A 17,926-nucleotide genomic window follows, 5' to 3' on the forward strand; every position below is an offset into this window, starting at 1 on the left:
TTTGATCAGAAAGCGATGTTTGTTAGTTTAACATATCAGTAATAATTATTGATTCAGTTTTTATCTATTAAGTTTCTAATACTTTTCATCTGTTGCATCAGAGATTCAACCAAAGTATGGTAAATTTTACTAGGTTAGTAAGATAATACGTAAAAATTAAATTATCAAGTTATATGGAAAGAAAAATAATGACTATAGGTTTATTCAGAAATATAAATTTTTATTGGGAAAAACTCACTCAAAACAGCATTTTTTTTAGTAATATTTTCACTACTTTATTTTTTCTAATTGGCTTACCTGCTATTCTTAATCATGCTATGTGGCGCGATGAATTAAATGTTTGGCTTATTGTTAGAGATAGTCAATCATTATCTGAATTATTTCATAACATTCATTATGAAGGACATCCTTTTGTTTGGTATATTTGTTTAAGTATTTTAAAACAAATCACAAGTAACCCTGTGATTATGCAAATATTTCATCTATGTTTAGCTACAGCATCTGTTTATTTATTTACCCGATATTCACCATTTAATTATTCACAAAAGTTGTTATTTTGTTTGGGATATATTCCTTTTTATGAATATTTATTAATTAGTAGAAATTATGCAATTGGGTTATTATTATGTTTTTTATTCTGTACTATCTATCCTACCCGAAAACAGAGTTATCTTAAACTTGCAATAATTTTATTTTTAATGGCTAATTCAAACGCTTATTGTTTATTATTAGCTTTTGCATTCAGCATAACTCTCGCATTAGAGTACATTTTACAAACACCTTTAAATCAAAACCTTTTAGCTAAGAAATATGATATTATTTTAAGTAGTTTAATTGTTTTAGCTGGAATTACTATCTCCTTGATTCAACTGATTCCTCCTCAAGATAGTAACTTAGCTGGAGGTTTATCAGGAGTTACATTAAACTTTGATTTTAACCACTTGACTAAAACTTTAGCCAGAATCTGGAATAGTTATATTATTATTCTAGTTCCAGGTGAATCTCAACAATTAAGCCTATTTTTCTTTTCCATTATTTCATTAGCATTTTTCGGATTTTTTACAATATCATTTATCAAAAAACCGATTATTCTTTTTCTATACTGCTTTGGAACAATTGAAATTCTTGTTTTCACATACATTAAATTTATAGGCGCTCCACGTCATTATGGACATTTATACATTTTACTGATTGTATGCCTTTGGCTTTCTAGTTATTATTCTAAAACATCTTTATTTTTACAATTATTTCCCCGCAGTTTGAAAACTCATATTATCCAAGCTATTAAATGGACAAAACCTTATTATTTACCTGTGATTATGTTCATTTTATATGTGCAAATGGCAGGAGGAATATTTGCTTTTAGTAGAGACATGATTATTCCTTTTTCATCTAGTAAGGAAACATCTGTATATATTAAAGAGCAATATAAAGATAATTTAAATGATATTTCTATTGTCGGTAGTAGAGATTATACAATGTCCCCCATTTCTGGTTATATTAATCGCAAGATTTATTATCCAGAAATACAAAAGATAAGTAGTTTTGTCTTATTTACTACTCAACGTCAAGAAGTTGATCATGGGGAAATTTTAAGCCAACTTAGCCAAATTATTAAAAAACAATCAAAACCTATCCTTTTGATTTTAAACAGCCCATTAAAAATTAATCATCCTGAATTAAAGATTTCTCCTATTAAGGAATTTAAAAAAGGCTTTAATTATGATGAGCAATATTATTTATATTCTGTTTCCAAACAATCATTATGAGAAAAAATTATAAGTTTCCCATTGCAATGTGGCTATCTAGCAGACTTCTAATATTAGTTGCTATGTTAATAATTGCCCCTTTAATTCCAGTCCCAGAAAATGGTATAGCTGTCACATTTAGTTGGGATGTTTTACACGCATGGGATAGTTCTTGGTATGAGAAAATTGTGACTTCTGGTTATGATTTTTCTAGTGATGTCAAGCAAATTCATACAGTAGCATTTTTTCCTTTATTTCCATTATTAACTCGTGCGGTAATGACTATTGGTTTACCTTTTAAAGTTGCCAGCACTTTGGTGAACAACATAGCATTTTTATCAGCCTTAATTGTACTTTATTTTTGGGTAGAGGAACTTTATGGTCAAAAACCAGCCAGATGGGCAACAGCGACCTTAGCATGGTGTCCTTATTCCCTCTATGGAACCGTAATTTACACTGAAGGGCTATTTTTATTGTGTACCATAGCCGCATTAAGAGCTTTTGAAAAAAAACAATATATTTGGGCAGCTTTTTGGGGTGTATTATCTACTGCCACACGAGTACCAGGAGTGGCACTAATACCAGCTTTTCTGTTTGTTTCTTGGAAAGAGAATAGAGACATAAAAGCCTATATTGCCAGTTTAACTACTGGTTTAGGTATTATTCTTTATAGTCTTTATTGTCAACTTAAATTTGGTGATGCTTTAGCTTTCATTCATGCACAAAAAGCATGGCGTGGTGATGCAACAGGTTTTGCTTTGCAGGGTTGGTGGAAAATGCTAATGCAAATTACGGTAGGTTTTACTAATTGGGAGTTTGGCTATATTAAAGAGCCTTTACATCCATTGTTATTCTTAATAATTATTATTTGTGGCTGTTTGTTATGGCACTTTCGCCTGAAACTAGGTAATAGGAAATTCCGTTATGGATTATATTTTTTATGGCTATTGCTTTGGTTATTAACTGGTGATGAAATATTTAAAATAATACTGGTTTTTGGTGGGATTTATTTACTATGGTTATCACGGAATAAAATTCCCCTGGTTACGGTTGTTTATGGGTTTTCTTCCTTGGCATTAATTTTAAATACGGGGATTACAGCATCTGCGGAACGCTACGCTTATGGTATTATATCGCTGTCAATAGCATTTGGTTTATTACTTGAACGTTATCCTCGTTGGGGATACCCAATTATGTACTTTTTTGCCATCTTGTTAGGACACTTCTCCGTGCGTTTTGCGCGGGATCTTTGGGTGGCTTAGAGTATCAACTAAAAACTTATTTTAATTAATGGTGAAACCAAAGTTTATTTATTTACAAAGCAGTAAAAAATATGGCTACTTGGTAAAATTAATTAGTGGTAATCAAGTTAAAACCCTTGGCTTCCCCTATGATTTTACTCTGCTTTAAATTCATTTTCTGCAAATTCTCATTATCCACCAACAAATAAGATTTATGAACAAACTTATCCTGTAAATCGGCAATAGATGCAGGAATAATTTTACAATCACTATAAAAGTCTAAACTAGGACGACTATCAGGAAAAGAAGTATAAATCTGTGTTCCTGGTGGCACATTATCCTTAATTAATGTTGCCACTGGGACAACAGGAAATTTTTCATTTAACTCCCAAATCCATGATTGAGAACTCATCAATAGTGCTAAAACTAAATACATTCCCGTCAATAAAACAGAAATAAATTGCCGATTATGCTGATTAATTAACCATGATGTTATTACCATAGTTATTGCTAAAATAATACTCATAACAATTAACAATGGCTGTTTATCAAACATAATGAAATAAACACAACCCGCTAAACCAACAATAATTAAAAATCCGAGAAATCCCGTCAAAAACTTACTTCTAAACTTCCCACCCTGCCAAATATAACTTAAATTAGCCCCAATTGCTAAAGCTAAAAATGGATATACTGGCATAATATACCAAGGTAATTTCGTTCCCATTAAAGAAACTATGGCAAAATAAACAATTGTGCCAATCAGAGTTAAACAACCCCAAGCAGTATCACGGTTTTTCCAACTTAAATATAAACCTCCTGGCAAAAACAATAACCAGGGAAAACCATATTTTATGACTTCAAGTAAATAATACCAAACCGGACCAGTATTCCCTTCCACAGCTTTTCCCAGTCTATCAAAAGCTTGAGATTGAAAATGCACTTCTAAGAAAATATTGCCATAATGTTGCCATTGGGCAAAATACCAAGCAATAGCAGGGAAATTCCCTAACAGCATTCCTATCCATAAAAATGGATTTTTTAATAATGCTAATTGTTTATTAGCAAGAATAAATAAACCTGCTATTCCTGCCAAAACTACCACCAACATTCCCTTTGTGAGAGTAATTAAACCCAAACAAAACCCGATACCAAGAGCATATTTTTTATCATGACGCGCTTTGAGAACACAAAATAATAATAATAAGAAAAAGGAAATAGTCATCCCATCTAACATTGCCAATCTACCATGACGGACAACAGGCAATAATGTTAAATAAACCAAAGCTGAACATAAAGCTGGTAAATTTTCTCTAAAAGCCAAACATCCAATTAAGTAAAGTAAAGGAACTCCTAAAGCTGTTAAAAATGCTCCCGGAAATCTGGTCGTAAACTCCTGCACTCCTCCTATGTGATAGCAAATAGCAATTAACCATTGCATTAAAGGTGGTTTTAATAAAAAAGGATCTCCTTGTATAGTAGGATAAAGCCAGTTACCCGTGCGGTAAATTTCTCTAGCGACTATAGCATAAGTGCCTTCATCCCAATCTCGTAAAGGTAAATTACCCAAACCTATCAACCATAAAATTAAAGATGCCAAAAGTAAGCCGAAAAAGTATTCTTTTTGTGAGAATGAACGCATTATTATTAAATGTTAAATAAACTTAATTATTAATTATGATGATGAATCAGCCTATCTACTCCCTAGTTATCCCCATTTATAACGAAGAAGAAAATATCACTGAGATGTATCGTAGGTTACATCATGTCATGGAGCAGTTAGACGGAGATGTTGAACTAATTTTAATTGATGATGGTAGCCGCGATCGCTCTTTAAATATGATGCGCGAATTACATCATCGTGATAATCGAGTCCATTACCTCAGTCTAGCCCGGAATTTTGGGCATCAAATCGCCGTTACCGCTGGTTTGAACTTTGTCCAAGGCAAATGTATCATTGTTATGGATGCCGATCTCCAAGATCCACCAGAACTAATTTTAACAATGCTCGAAAAATGGCATCAAGGATATCAAGTAGTATATGCTCAAAGAATATCTCGTCAACAAGAAAGCCGACTAAAACGCTTGACAGCATATCTTTTTTATCGCATTCTTCGACGCTTGGCTAAAGTTGATATTCCTGTGGATACAGGAGATTTTTGCTTAATGGATAGACAAGTAGTAGATATATTGAATTCTATGCCTGAACGCAATCGCTACATTCGCGGTTTACGTGCTTGGGTAGGTTTTCGACAAACCTCTGTACTTTTTGAAAGAAACCCTCGCTTTGCAGGAGATGTAAAATATACCTTTGGTAAATCTTTATCTTTAGCAATTGATGGTATTATCTCTTTTTCCACAGTTCCTTTACGACTAGCAACCTACTTAGGGATTATCTCCGCTGCGATCGCTATGATTATGATAATATTAGTGCTTTATTGGCGAATCTTTGCCCCAGTATCTCACTTAATTGGTTACACATTAATTACAATTTCCATGTTTTTCTTAGGTTCAGTTCAATTAATTTGTATTGGGATTTTAGGTGAATACATTGGCCGAATATACGAAGAAGTAAAAGGTCGTCCTCTTTATACATTAAAAGAAACTGGAGGGTTTACAAAAACCTGAAATATAAAAATCTGGTTTGATTTTGAGGCAAAGGTATGGCAGCAAAGCATAATATTCAATCAATAAAGTTAAGGTAATATTCAGTGTCAATACCAGAATTTATTTTACTGTTAATCTCCGTCCTCATCAGTGTAGCAGGACAATTTTCTTTAAAAATGGGAGCAATCAAATTAGGTAAAGTGCATGGAGGGAATATTATTAGTCTCATTCTCAACATGATCACCATCCCGGAACTTTTATTAGGATTAACCTGTTATGGTATTGGTGCAGTAGCCTATATCTTACTACTAACCAGAGTCAATCTGAGTGTTGCTGCACCAGCCGTATCAGTTGGTTATATATTTTCTGTATTCCTGGGGTACTTTGTTTTAAAAGAACCTATTTTTTTAACCCGTGTTTTTGGATTAGGTTTGATTGTCACTGGGGTGATATTAGTAGTTTGGAAAAAATAAACTCAAGACAAAATAAACTAACATTGAAAAGTTATCAATCGGTGATAAAAATATCTCCGCTCAAGGCTAGAATAGTAGCTAACGTAACTACCAAATATCATTCACAAGTGAGAAACTATATTCAGTTAATTATCATCTAACTACTCATGACATTGAGGAAAAAATAACTTTTTCTTTAATAGTAAATCATGAGTCCAAGCGACACAATATACGTGAATACCTAAATACATCCTCAATTTTTAGAAAAATGTGTTATAACCTACCGTCAGAGCCATCACTACCATCATTGGTTGCTCACCCCTTGAAGGAGTTACACTGTGGAAAATAATAAGTCATTTTTGGGAACGCAGGGAATATTAATTGGATTAATTGGACTAACTGGTACTTTAAGCATCGCTTTGATGATTCTATTCAAAGCCAAAATCTCTGATGCTCAAAACCAAAACGTCATTGTTAAAAACAAAGATATTGCTGCTAATGTCAAAACTCAGCAGCGGTTAGAGGAATTTAAAACAGAAATGCTCACCAGTTGGCAACAAGAAGCACAAGCCAAAGGGTTTGCTACTGATGTACCATCTAACTTCCAAGGGATTGTGATTAGCGAAGCTAAACTTCCTCCAGGAAAAAAAGTTATTGCCTTAACGTTTGATGATGGACCTTGGCCTCATAGTACGGCAAAAGTATTAGATATTCTCAAAAAAAATAAGATCAAAGGCACATTCTTTGTTGTTGGACAAAATGTCAAAACTTATCCTGACTTAACAAAACGGGTAGTTGCAGAAGGTCATATTATCGCTAACCATACCTGGCATCATTGGTATCATCACATGAATGCCCAGGCAGCGGCTTACGAAGTTGCTAATACAGGAGACATCATTTATCAAACTACAGGGGTGAAAACCAGACTGTTCCGGCCACCAGGAGGGATTATGAGTAATGGGGTGGCAGCTTACGCCAAAAGTAATAAATATGCCATTATTATGTGGTCTGCTGATTCCATGGACTATGCTCGTCCTGGTATACCAAGATTAATTAACAATATATTTAGGGAAGCTAAACCTGGTGGAATTGTGTTAATGCACGATGGTGGTGGCGATCGCTCTCATACTGTCACAGCCTTACCTGAAATCATTAGCAAGTTCCGTAAACAGGGTTATGAATTTGTCACTGTTCCCGAACTGTTAGAAATGCAAGATCAATATCCACACTTAGTTGCCCACAATAAAACAAAATCTCAAAAACCTCAAAAACCCAAGAAGCCTTAAAGAATGTCTGAATCAGGATACCCAGGATTAAAGGATGAAGAGGATAAATACAGAAAAGGTCTGATTCAGGATAACCACCGATTAAAGAATAAACAGAATGAATACAAACAAAGTATTTAAGAGGTTGTTTGAAAAGTATTATATCAAACCAGTAATCTCCAAAAACCTAACCCCCCTACCCCCCTTCCCTGCAAGGGAATGGGGGTTTTAAAGCCTCTCCCCTGCAAGGGGAGAGGTTTGGAGAGGGGTCAGTCTATACATTCAAAACTTTTCAAACACCCTCTAATTAAATTCTGTAAATCCTTAAATCCTGTAAATCCTGATTCAGACAAAAAAAGAATTAAAGAATAAACAGGATAAATACAAACAAAGTATTTAATTAAATCCTGTAAATCCTTAAATCCTGCAAATCCTGATTCAGACAAAAAAGAATTAAAGAATAAACAGAATGAATACAAACAAAGTATTTCATTAAATCCTGTAAATCCTTAAATCCTGTAAATCCTGATTCAGACAAAAAAAAGGATTCAAGGATGAACAGAATAAATACAAACAAAGTATTTAATTAATTCAATCCTGCAAATCCTCAAATCTTGTAAATCCTGATTCAGACAAATTACACAGAACTTAACTGTTTTTCCTCAGTTTTTGCTTCGGGACTATCAGCTTCAGAAGGTGGTACTAATTGCCAGAACTTAGGTAAATATTCTGCCCAATTGGCGATAATTTCCTGGGCTTTAGGTGAACCAGTGCGACGCTCGTGAGTTTTAATGAGATCATACAATTGTTGTCTGCCCACATCACTTACAACTCGTTGCACCTTGACAATGGCATGATTGACAAAATCAGGGAAATTACCGACTTCATCAAGGAAATAAGCTAAACCGCCGGTCATTCCTGCACCCACGTTGCGGCCAACCTTACCCAGAACAACAATCACACCACCAGTCATATACTCGCAGCAATGATCACCAGCCCCTTCAATCACGGCTGTACCTTTAGAGTTCCGCACCGCAAACCGTTCTCCAGCTAAACCATTGGCAAATAACGCCCCACCTGTCGCCCCATAAAGGCAGGTATTCCCCACAATCACGTTTTCTGCTGGGTCATAAGTGGCATTTGCTGGGGGCTGAATAATAATTTCCCCACCGTTCATTCCCTTCCCTACATAGTCGTTAGCTTCCCCTACCAGGTTGAGAATCACACCATCGAGGTTAAATGCGCCGAAGCTTTGCCCCACACTACCGTGGAAATTCAGGTTTATTTGCCCTGTAAAGCCGTTGTCACCATGTCGAGATGCGATCGCTCCCGTTAACCTTGTACCGACGGTTCTATCGGTATTGACGACGGTAACGGTTTTACTAACTGTGCCATTTCTCTTAATTGCCGTTTGAATATCTGCATCTGCTAGTAACTGATCATCCAACACTGGTCCATTGCTGTGAACTTCTTCATGTACTAACCAACTACGATTAGTTTTTGTGTCTGGTAGTTTAGTTAAACAATCCAAATTCAAAGCTTGGGTTTTATTCAGTTTGACTTCAGAACGCACCGTTAACAAATCAGCGCGGCCAATTACTTCTGATAAAGAACGATATCCCAATTTAGCCAACAGACTCCGCACCTCTTCCGCAATGAAGTAGAAGAAGTTGACAACGTGTTCAGGAATGCCGGTAAACCGTTTCCGCAATTCTTCCTTCTGAGAAGCTATCCCCACAGGACAATTATTAGTATGGCAAATCCGCGCCATAATGCAGCCTTCCGCAATCATGGCTATCGAACCAAACCCAAACTCCTCCGCCCCCATTAACGCCCCAATCAGGACATCCCAGCCGCTTTTCAGACCACCATCTACACGCAAGATGACGCGATCGCGCAACCTATTTTCCATCAAGACCCGATGTACTTCTGTTAAACCCAGTTCCCAGGGACTACCTGCGTGTTTAATCGAAGAAAGCGGTGATGCACCAGTACCACCATCATGACCGGAAATTTGGATAATATCGGCGTTAGCTTTAGCCACACCTGCCGCAATTGTCCCAATTCCAATTTCTGCGACCAATTTCACCGAAACTTGGGCTTTCGGGTTAATTTGGTGCAAGTCAAAAATTAACTGGGCTAAATCTTCAATGGAATAAATATCATGGTGCGGTGGTGGGGAAATCAAAGTCACACCGGGCTTAGAACGGCGCAACATGGCAATATAGGGGCTTACCTTGGGTCCTGGTAACTGTCCACCTTCTCCTGGTTTTGCACCTTGGGCAATTTTGATTTCTAATTGTTGGGCTGTAGCTAAGTATTGGGGAGTAACGCCGAACCGTCCCGATGCAATTTGTCTAATGGCACTTGCAGCCGTGTCACCATTTTTTAATCCATTGAGATGAGGAAGCGTCGCAGATTTACCAGCCGTATCCACATCATTTAAAACATTGTAACGAACCGGATCTTCTCCACCTTCACCAGAATTAGATTTACCACCAATGCGATTCATGGCGATCGCTAAAGTTTCATGTGCTTCTCGTGATAACGCCCCTAAAGACATTCCCCCGGTACAGAAACGTTTAACAATATTACTAACTGACTCTACCTCTTCTATTGGAATTGATGAGCGCTCGCTGTGGAAGTCTAGCAAATCACGCAACGCCGTCACCGGACGATTTTGCAGATGTTGTTTATAAACCTCATAATGGTCATACTGCTTACCATTGACAGCCTTATGCAGCGACTTCGCTAATTCTGGGCTATTCATGTGGTATTCACCACCGGGACGGTATTGCACAAAACCTAAGTTTTCCAACTTCTTCGCCGTCAATTCTGGGAAAGCCTTACTGTGGAAAGATAGCACCTCTTGTGCCAACTCACTCACACTTAAACCACCAATGCGGGAAGTTGTCCCCCGGAAACCCAAAGCTAATAAATCACCACCAATTCCAATAGCTTCAAATATTTGCGCTGCTTGATAACTGGAAAGTAGAGAAATACCCATCTTCGAGAGAATTTTCAGCAAACCCGATTCTATAGCTTTGCGATAATTTTCTCTGGCTTGGTTTAAAGTCAAAGTGGCAATTTTGCCCCTAGTCATAAACTGCTGAGTTTTAGGTTCATGCCACCAAGCAGTTACAGTATCTAAAGCCATGTAAGCACAAACTGCACCCGCACCATAACCCAACAAACAAGCAAAATGATGGGTACTCCAACATTGGGCTGTATCTACAATTAAGGATGTTTTCATCCGTAACCCTTCACGGATTAAGTGATGATGAACCGCACCAATGGCTAATAAAGGGGGAATATAGGTATATTCAGCAGCCAAGCCTGTACCTGTTCTGTCGCTTAATATGAGCATCTTCGCACCAGCCCGTACCGATTCCGCAGCTTGTTTTTGCAAAGATTCCACAGCCGTTTTTAAACCATTTGGGCCTGTGGCTATGGGGAATAAAGTTGACAATTCAGCCGTTGCAAATCCTGACAACTTAATAGTTTCCAACTCTGTTTGAGTCAGTACAGGAGACTCCAACTTGAGTCTGCGGGCGTATTCTGGCTTGGGTTCTAATAAATTCCCCTTTTCACCCAATTCCACCGTCAGAGACATCACCAACTTTTCCCGTAAAGGGTCAATCGCTGGATTGGTAACTTGAGCAAATCGCTGTTTAAAATAGTCATACAGCAAATGGGATTTTTCTGACAATACCGCTAAAGGAATATCATCTCCCATACAGAAAGTTGCTTCTGCACCAGTGCTGGCCATGGGGTGAATCACCATTTCCACATCTTCTATGGTGTAGCCAAAGGCAATTTGCTGTTGTAATAAAACTTGGGGATCAATTTTGTCAGTGGTCAGTTGTTCGTTGTTCGTTGACAAATGCCCATTACCATTGCCATTACCGTTACCATTAACTACAGACTGACCCTTCACTAATTTACTCAATTCTTGGCGATGCTGTTGCAACCATTCCCCATAGGGATGCTGTTTAGCAATGCGTTGTTTAATTTCCCAGTTCTTGAGAATTTCCTGGGTATTTAAATCCACCGCAATCATTTGTCCAGGGCCAAGTCTACCTTTTTCGAGAATATTCTCTTCCGGGAAATCTACAACTCCAGCTTCGGACGCAACAACGATATAATCATCTTTGGTAATGACATAACGTGCAGGTCTTAAACCATTGCGGTCTAATGTCGCCCCAACTTTTTTACCATCGCTAAATACTAACAGTGCAGGTCCATCCCATGATTCTTGCAACCCGCTGTAATATTCATAAAAATCCACAATTTCGGGATATTCAGCCAAGGAAGGTTGATTTTTATAAGCTTCAGGAACCATCATCATTAACCCTTCTAAGGGGCTGCGTCCCGAACGCACCAATAACTCTAGTACATTGTCTAAAGTAGCGGAATCGCTATTATTAACGTTTACCAATGGCTTGAGTTCGTCAAACCTATCTTCCCAAATCGGATGACTAAGGGTAGCTTCCCGTGCCATCATCCAATTAATATTCCCCAATAGGGTATTAATTTCTCCATTGTGACCTAATAGCCGCATGGGTTGGGCTAAAGGCCATTTAGGCATGGTATTGGTACTAAATCGGCGATGATATACCGCAAATGCCACTTTAAAAGCCGGATTTTTGAGATCTTCGTAAAAATCCCCCAAGACAGCGGAACGCACCATGCCTTTATAAACAATTGTCCGGCTAGACAAGGAACAGATGTAGAAATCTTCAGAAATTCTTCTTCCCGCTTGCATAATGCGTTTACTGGCAATATACAATTCTCTTTCTAGTTCATCACCGTTTTTATCAGCACAATCAATTATCACCTGTTCTATTTGGGGTTGATTTTCTTTAGCTTGCACCCCTAATACTTCTGGACACACTGGAACTACTCGCCAGCCCAGTATATTTAATTTTTCTTCTGCTGCGATTTGCTCAAATGCAGTTTTAGCAGCTTTGGCGGCTGTTGCGTCTTGGGGAAAAAATATCATCCCCACAGCCATATTACTCAGATGAGAAAAATCAATTGCATTACTATTTTCCTGTGCTAATAATTCCCAAGGAATCGCTGTTAATATCCCCGCACCATCACCAGAATCTTGGTCAGCACTACAACCACCTCTATGTTCTAAGCAAGTTAAAGCAGTTAAGGCTTTAGCCAGAATTTCATGACTGGCAATATTTTGACGATGGGTAATAAACCCGACTCCACAAGCATCCCTTTCTTCTACTAGCCACTTTTGTCCTGGATATGTATCTGGAAAATTAGTATCTGACACTGTAATTTGCTGACCCTGATTTGATGGTTGATGATTCATACTCTATTCCTGAAATGTTGAGGTACAGATGTTGTTATTACTGCTTAGAGGGAAATTTTCTCAGTTTTGGCACTGGATAAAAAATACATAATTACCAAAGTTTAGGGATAACAATTTTAGCTTGACATTTAGTCAAAGCTGTGCTACCAATGCCTATTTATTTTTTATTTGTTTATGCACTGTTAAAAAACTACCTTAATCCAGAAGAACCTGTAAATTCAATCGTTTTGAAGTTTGCAGTTTTTTTGCTGATGGCTTACACCATACTTGCTTATTCCTATTCTTGGCTGATACTGATAGTTCACCAAAATTAGTCTATTTTCACTATATGCCCATTTGACAATTCCTAAAATATATCTGTTTTTTCCTGTATTTTGGCTGTTTATTCCTTGGCAACCACAGGAACTTTAGATTTTAGATTCAAACCCCAAAATCCAAAATTTTAGAGATGAGGATAGGGTGTGCGAATTTCACCTTTAACCCCTAACAGTATCATGGCAGTCTCTAAGTGATTTGTATTATTTAAAACAATTTTAGCTAGTATTTTTAGCACGATAATTGTTTGCTACTCTGAACAAGAGACAAAGACCCAAAATAAATATTATCACGGTTATTTCTAAAAAAGATAATTATTTTTTAAATTTTCTGATAAATTTTCGTTAGAGGATGTTTGAAAAGTTTATGGCGAATATAATTCGCTACTACACAAACGAAGTCCACCTATTCCTGCGGTCTCCTAAGGGATACGTGGACTAATGAAAAATCAAGGTTTTTAACCCACGAAGGTGGGTTTTGCCTGCGTAGCCGCGATTTCTAATCGCTGGGTTTTGCATAATCACGTTCCCAAATACCGAGTCATTGACACTCTCAGAGGCTTTAGCTGCTGAGATTCTGCTGACAGATTGAGATTAGGGAGTACCCAAAGTCTAATTCTCGCTGCGTTCGTCAAACAACGCCTACTTAGTTACTCTAAGTCCAGCTTAGGTTTCTAGCTACTTTTATCATTTTGGTGCTTTCAGAGGCCATCACTCAGCCAAGATCCGGTACGCTCCACAACCTGCCATTAATCGCTCTTTCTCGTCCTACTGCCGTTAGGACTTAAACCTAACCGTTGTTTCACGGAAGCCGGGATTTCTCCGATACTAGGATGTTTCAACACGTAGATAGTTATTCCTACTCACAATCTCATTTTAGCATAAAATACCACTGCGGTTAAAACCGCTCGTGTCCCGGCTGGTGAGCTGCGTCGAACCATCCCTCTCAGGGAGCCAAGCCACTGAGTTTCCCGCTTACCGCGAGGTTTTATGATTCTGAAAATACTCAATTCTGTGTTACCGCTACTGTCAACAGCGCTGTGTTTGACTGCTACTTATAGGGTATTTGCTGAAAATACTCCTAGTTTACCAACTCCCGTTCCCAGTGCCGTTAGTGCTGGTAATCAAATTATTCTCAATGGACGCACCTTACCAGGAGCATGGTTACAACCAACAGCAACCACCGTTAAAGGACAAACTTATCTGAGTGATGGCGCAGTTAAGCAATTAATGGGGATAGATTTACTCAATAGTAGTAATCCTGGCAAACAACCAGTACAGTGGTTTTCTGGCTTGACAAATCCCCCCATTCTCAATACTAATCTCAGCGAAGGATATCGCTATTTAGATATTACTCAATTAGCCCAAACAGCTAAATGGCAAATTCAAGCTAATGGTAGCACTTTAGTAATTTCTACTCCCCCTTCTCAACTGAAAAATATCCGTCTCGGTAAACAACCAAAAGGAGATAGAGTTGTCCTCGATTTAGATATAGCGACCCCTTGGCAAATTCGACAAGAATTACCAGTTAAAAAAGTAGTAGATCCTGATGAGATTATCCCTAAATCTACCACACCACCCAATCGAGAATGGACTCTCACCCTAGATGGTACTGCTGATCCGGCTTTAATACAACGCTATAACTCTCAACCCACTACACCGCCTATTCCCGCATCAATAATTCAAAAAGTGGAAGTGGTGAATAATCAAACAATTGTCCGGTTGAGCGTTCCCTTTGGTCAGTCTCTACAAGTTAGCACTATTCCCCAACCAAATCGCTTAGTTATTGATATTCAACCTGATGCAATGGTAGAAAAAACTATTGCTTGGGCGCAGGGATTACAATGGCGACAGCAGTTGGTAACTTTAGGAACAGATCGCTTTCCTGTGGTTTGGCTAGATATTAACCCTCGTGCTATAGGATTAAGCATTAAGCCTATATTAACTAATCCGCAAACATTAACTGGGACTGCCCCTTTGTTGCTAACTGCTCAAAATTACTTAGCAGTAGCCGCAATTAATGGTGGTTATTTTAACCGCAATAATAAATTACCTTTAGGGGCAATTCGGCGAGATAATCAATGGATATCCGGTCCAATTCTCAACCGGGGAGCGATCGCTTGGAATAATAACGGACAATTTTATTTTGGTCGGCTGACCCTCACAGAAACCTTAATTACCAACAATAATCAACGTTTACCCATTTCCTTACTGAATACTGGCTATGTCCAACGCGGTATTGCTCGTTATACTCCAGTATGGGGAAATACTTATACACCTTTAGCTGATAATGAAATTATCGTAGTTGTCGAAAACAATCAAGTAATTAATCAGTTAGCAGGTGATAAAAGTGGTATAACTGCTATTCCCATTCCCCAAAATGGTTATCTCCTCATCTTCCGCAATCAGACACCACAATTACCCATGGGGACAAAAGTTTCCCTTACCAGCAACACCACCACACCTGAATTTAGTCGCTACCCCCACATTATGGGTGCAGGTCCCCTATTAGTCCAAAATCGGCAAATAGTCCTGGACGGACCAGCAGAAACATTCAGCCCTGCTTTTATGAAAGGTCAAGCAGTTCGTAGCAGTATTTGTACTACTTCCAGAGGTAATCTGATGATTGCTGCTGTACATAATCGGGCTGGTGGTGGTGGTCCAACCTTGGAGGAACAAGCAAAATTAATGCAAACAATGGGTTGTATCAATGCTTTAAATTTAGATGGTGGTAGTTCTACCAGTCTTTATTTAGGCGGTCAGTTACTTGACCGTTCCCCCAATACAGCAGCCCGTGTTCACAATGGGATTGGGCTTTTTATATCACCAAAGAGGCAATAGAGAATTTTTAACAACTGACAACTGACCACTAACCACTGACAACTGACAACTGACCACCAACAAAAGAGATTATTTTTTGATGAAGACTTTGTGTGGACATATTACTTTAAGCAAGGGACTTTACCAGTCAATGGTGAGTTTTGCTATCTTTATCAAAGTGGCTAAATCTGGCCCCCTTTTCCATCAACTGTTCCCACTAAAAACAGGTTTGTTATGTCTCCAATTGAGGTAACTATGGCTAAATTATCAGAAACTGCCCCAAATACTCTCACTCTGCAACCAACAATTAATTCTAGAAGTATTGCTGCTGGTGAATTACGTCCGTGGGGTTCGTTCACAGTCTTGGAAGAAGGGCGTGGATATAAAATTAAGCGAATTGAAGTCAAGCCCGGACATCGCCTCAGTTTACAAATGCACCACCACCGCAGTGAACACTGGATTGTTGTTTCCGGTACAGCTAAGGTAGTTTGTGGTGATCAAGAAATTTTACTAAGCAATAATCAATCTACTTATGTTCCCCAATGTACAACTCATCGGTTAGAAAATCCCGGTGTAATTCCCTTAATTTTGATTGAAGTCCAAAATGGCGAATATCTCGGAGAAGATGATATTATTCGCTATCAAGATGATTATGCCCGTTCGGAAAAGTAGGCAGGGGAGCAGGGGGAGAGAAATATTCTTTTACAACTGACCACTGACAACTGTACGGGCGAAGCATTTGGAGAACTATTTTTGGCAATGACCGATAATTTATCTTCCAAATGCTTCAACTAACAACTGACCACTTTACGGGCGAAGCATTTGGAGAACTATTTTTGGCAATGACCGATAATTTATCTTGCAAATGCTTCGCCCCTACTGACCACTGACTAATAAGAAAATTCCATGATTCATTTGAGTCCAGCAGCCATTAATGAAATCGGGCGCTTAAAATCTAAACAACCATCAGATACCTTATTTCGCTTGCGAGTCAAATCTGGAGGTTGTGCTGATTTGTTTTACGATCTGGCTTTTGATACCACAGTCCAATTTCAAGATCGGGTTTTAGCGTTGGATGATATTCGCGTAGTTATAGACCCAGAAAGCCTAAATTACATCACTGGGTTATCACTAGATTATTCAGAAGATTTGACAGGTGGCGGTTTTCGCTTTCATAATCCCCAAGCAACATCCACCTGTAACTGTGGCAATTCTTTCTCTATTAGTCAGTAGTCATTGGTCATTGGTCATTGGTCATTGGTCATTGGTCATTGGTCATTGGTCATTGGTCATTGGTCATTGGTCATTGGGAAAATTCTTTCTCCCCCCCAACTTCCCCAACTTCCCCAACTTCCCCAACTTCCCCAACTTCCCCAACTTCCCCAACTTCCCCAACTTCCCCAACTTCCCCAACTTCCCCAACTTCCCCTGTTCCCTCTCAAAATGATTGACAGAAAATCAAAAAAAAAGATATAATCAGGATTTGTTAAAACTTAGATCATAAAGCAGCTTCACGCGCTGTAACTCATGCCAACAATACAGCAGCTAATACGTAGTGAGCGCGAACTAGCGCGTCAAAAAACCAAGTCCCCTGCTCTGAAGCAATGCCCGCAACGGCGAGGCGTTTGCACCAGAGTATACACAACTACACCTAAAAAGCCTAACTCAGCACTCCGCAAGGTAGCCAGGGTAAGACTTACCTCTGGATTTGAAGTAACAGCTTACATCCCAGGTATCGGTCATAACTTACAAGAACATTCCGTAGTTATGATTCGTGGTGGTCGGGTCAAAGACTTGCCCGGAGTTAGATACCACATTATTCGTGGCACATTAGATACAGCCGGAGTTAAAGACCGCAAACAAGGCCGTTCCAAATATGGAACTAAGCTCCCAAAAGCAGGTAAAAAATAGGTAAGCGGCGGTTAATCGCGTTAAATACGGTTAATCGTCCTCCCTGCAAACTGCGTAATAAACCAGCAGTAACGAATTTTTTTTCAGAAAATCAAACTGGATCTGGCATAAAAACAAGTTGTATGAGTTTGGAGAAAATAATCTTGTCAACGATAACAGCACTTTAATCTAAATTTTAAAGTTGATTACGTTGTCGTCTTCTGTGTCTGGTAGCAGATAATAAGTGAATTAATTCAGCC

At 38.4% G+C, this 17,926-nt stretch carries 13 protein-coding genes; 10 read left to right on the forward strand and 3 right to left on the reverse strand.

The genetic code is table 11. The features are described 5' to 3' along the window. Positions 1 to 188 precede the first annotated feature (188 nt). On the forward strand, positions 189 to 1,769 hold the full coding sequence (locus tag BMF77_RS13845; RefSeq protein WP_233467032.1) for a hypothetical protein: 1,581 nt from the start codon (positions 189 to 191) through the stop codon (positions 1,767 to 1,769). Then, entirely contained in the window at positions 1,766 to 3,010 is a 1,245-nt protein-coding gene (locus BMF77_RS13850) for a glycosyltransferase family 39 protein (RefSeq protein WP_148763551.1), read from the forward strand. The genes BMF77_RS13845 and BMF77_RS13850 overlap by 4 nt, the downstream gene beginning before the upstream one ends. Positions 3,011 to 3,098: 88 nt before the next feature. Here the strand turns inward: BMF77_RS13850 and BMF77_RS13855 are convergent, their stop codons facing one another. Beyond that, positions 3,099 to 4,631, reverse strand: coding sequence for a glycosyltransferase family 39 protein (locus tag BMF77_RS13855; protein ID WP_148763553.1), 1,533 nt, complete (start codon positions 4,629 to 4,631; stop codon positions 3,099 to 3,101). Positions 4,632 to 4,672: 41 nt separating this feature from the next. On the opposite strand from BMF77_RS13855, the gene BMF77_RS13860 reads away from it, so the two are divergent. The 3 genes from BMF77_RS13860 (at position 4,673) to BMF77_RS13870 (ending at position 7,334) form a co-directional block, all read left to right on the forward strand. After that, positions 4,673 to 5,617: a glycosyltransferase family 2 protein gene (locus BMF77_RS13860; RefSeq protein WP_148766979.1), complete on the forward strand. Its 945-nt coding sequence runs from the start codon at positions 4,673 to 4,675 to the stop codon at positions 5,615 to 5,617. Between the two features lie 83 nt (positions 5,618 to 5,700). Continuing rightward, entirely contained in the window at positions 5,701 to 6,069 is a 369-nt protein-coding gene (locus BMF77_RS13865) for an EamA family transporter (protein ID WP_148763555.1), read from the forward strand. A 317-nt stretch (positions 6,070 to 6,386) separates the two neighbouring features. Next, positions 6,387 to 7,334 (forward strand): polysaccharide deacetylase family protein, encoded by a 948-nt coding sequence (locus BMF77_RS13870; RefSeq protein ID WP_148763557.1) that lies wholly within the window; start codon positions 6,387 to 6,389, stop codon positions 7,332 to 7,334. A 616-nt stretch (positions 7,335 to 7,950) separates the two neighbouring features. Here BMF77_RS13870 and gltB read toward each other — a convergent pair. Beyond that, a complete protein-coding gene (gltB, locus tag BMF77_RS13885; RefSeq protein ID WP_148763559.1) occupies positions 7,951 to 12,642 on the reverse strand; it encodes a glutamate synthase large subunit in 4,692 nt (1,563 codons plus the stop codon). A gap of 1,304 nt (positions 12,643 to 13,946) precedes the next feature. Between gltB and BMF77_RS13890 the strand changes: the two genes are divergently transcribed. Both BMF77_RS13890 and BMF77_RS13895 read left to right on the forward strand, forming a co-directional pair. After that, positions 13,947 to 15,797 carry a phosphodiester glycosidase family protein gene (locus BMF77_RS13890; protein WP_148763561.1) on the forward strand — a complete coding sequence of 617 codons (1,851 nt, stop codon included), beginning with the start codon at positions 13,947 to 13,949 and terminating at the stop codon, positions 15,795 to 15,797. A gap of 234 nt (positions 15,798 to 16,031) precedes the next feature. Further along, positions 16,032 to 16,448: a cupin domain-containing protein gene (locus BMF77_RS13895; protein WP_148766981.1), complete on the forward strand. Its 417-nt coding sequence runs from the start codon at positions 16,032 to 16,034 to the stop codon at positions 16,446 to 16,448. On the opposite strand, the gene BMF77_RS26735 is transcribed toward BMF77_RS13895, so the two are convergent. Continuing rightward, on the reverse strand, positions 16,427 to 16,567 hold the full coding sequence (locus BMF77_RS26735) for a hypothetical protein (RefSeq protein ID WP_168204357.1): 141 nt from the start codon (positions 16,565 to 16,567) through the stop codon (positions 16,427 to 16,429). The two genes, BMF77_RS13895 and BMF77_RS26735, sit on opposite strands and share 22 nt — an antisense overlap. Before the next feature lie 115 nt (positions 16,568 to 16,682). Here BMF77_RS26735 and BMF77_RS13900 point away from each other — a divergent pair, with 115 nt between their 5' ends. From BMF77_RS13900 to rpsL, 3 genes are read left to right on the forward strand one after another with little or no spacing between them, the layout of a single operon-like run. Next, positions 16,683 to 17,009: an iron-sulfur cluster assembly accessory protein gene (locus tag BMF77_RS13900; RefSeq protein ID WP_148763563.1), complete on the forward strand. Its 327-nt coding sequence runs from the start codon at positions 16,683 to 16,685 to the stop codon at positions 17,007 to 17,009. 3 nt (positions 17,010 to 17,012) lie between these two features. After that, a complete protein-coding gene (locus BMF77_RS13905) occupies positions 17,013 to 17,252 on the forward strand; it encodes a hypothetical protein (RefSeq protein WP_168204435.1) in 240 nt (79 codons plus the stop codon). Positions 17,253 to 17,303: 51 nt separating this feature from the next. Continuing rightward, entirely contained in the window at positions 17,304 to 17,687 is a 384-nt protein-coding gene (gene rpsL, locus BMF77_RS13910) for a 30S ribosomal protein S12 (protein WP_015078104.1), read from the forward strand. The last annotated feature ends 239 nt before the right edge of the window (positions 17,688 to 17,926 follow it).

It is taken from the genome of Dolichospermum sp. UHCC 0315A (assembly GCF_008121535.1).
GTDB lineage: Bacteria > Cyanobacteriota > Cyanobacteriia > Cyanobacteriales > Nostocaceae > Dolichospermum > Dolichospermum lemmermannii.

Coding starts and splice junctions, on each gene's coding strand:
- BMF77_RS13845 (WP_233467032.1), top strand. CDS start 189: ATGACTATAGGTTTATTCAGAAATATAAATTTTTATTGGGAAAAACTC.
- BMF77_RS13850 (WP_148763551.1), top strand. CDS start 1,766: ATGAGAAAAAATTATAAGTTTCCCATTGCAATGTGGCTATCTAGCAGA.
- BMF77_RS13855 (WP_148763553.1), bottom strand. CDS start 4,631: ATGCGTTCATTCTCACAAAAAGAATACTTTTTCGGCTTACTTTTGGCA.
- BMF77_RS13860 (WP_148766979.1), top strand. CDS start 4,673: ATGAATCAGCCTATCTACTCCCTAGTTATCCCCATTTATAACGAAGAA.
- gltB (WP_148763559.1), bottom strand. CDS start 12,642: ATGAATCATCAACCATCAAATCAGGGTCAGCAAATTACAGTGTCAGAT.
- BMF77_RS13890 (WP_148763561.1), top strand. CDS start 13,947: ATGATTCTGAAAATACTCAATTCTGTGTTACCGCTACTGTCAACAGCG.
- BMF77_RS13895 (WP_148766981.1), top strand. CDS start 16,032: ATGGCTAAATTATCAGAAACTGCCCCAAATACTCTCACTCTGCAACCA.
- BMF77_RS13900 (WP_148763563.1), top strand. CDS start 16,683: ATGATTCATTTGAGTCCAGCAGCCATTAATGAAATCGGGCGCTTAAAA.
- rpsL (WP_015078104.1), top strand. CDS start 17,304: ATGCCAACAATACAGCAGCTAATACGTAGTGAGCGCGAACTAGCGCGT.